Origin of the sequence: Rhodococcus sp. T2V (assembly GCF_029269925.1) — a bacterium.
GTDB classification, from domain to species: Bacteria; Actinomycetota; Actinomycetes; order Mycobacteriales; family Mycobacteriaceae; genus Rhodococcus_F; species Rhodococcus_F koreensis.
The window spans coordinates 1-519 of the sequence record NZ_JARJBD010000488.1 but is presented as its reverse complement, the minus strand read 5'-3'; the positions used below and the strand labels follow the sequence as shown (position 1 = coordinate 519).

Genomic DNA, 519 nt, shown 5'->3' with positions numbered 1-519 from the left:
GGCCGGTCGACCTCGACCTGCTGGCCGAGGCGAGCGAGCAGGCACGCCGCGAACTGGGCGGCGGATTCATCCGGCTCGTCGACGTCGACGGGCACCCGCACCAGATCCTCGGCACCACGGCGGCAAAACCGGTGCCCGTGCTCGACTTCCGTGACGACTCCGTCAAGGCGGCCGGGGCGTGGATGCGGGACGAGAGCGCAGCGCCGATCGACATGTACGGCGAGTCGTTGACCGTCTCGCACATCCTGCACCTGGCCGACGGAGTTGTGCGGCAGTGTCAGCCCCGCGGTGACGGCATCGAGATCGCGCACCAAACCCGCAGCAAATGACCGAAGTGCCGGTGATCCTTCTCGCCGGGCGCGGCCGATCCAGGCGTTCAGGTCGTGGCCGCGACGGTCGACCATGATCTCGGCGAAGTCCCGGATGAGTCGGCCGGTGGTGGCGAGCGCGGGGCTGCGCGCCATGAGCGCGTCGCGCCCGGCCCGGTCCTCGTCGGTGAGCCGGTCCGGTCGTCGGGTC

At 70.9% G+C, this 519-nt stretch carries 1 protein-coding gene; it reads left to right on the top strand.

All coding sequences use genetic code 11. The annotated features are described in order from the left end of the window. On the top strand, positions 1-329 hold a 329-nt coding region (locus P3H15_RS55010; RefSeq protein WP_276144948.1), incomplete at its 5' end, for a hypothetical protein. Positions 330-519 lie beyond the last annotated feature (190 nt).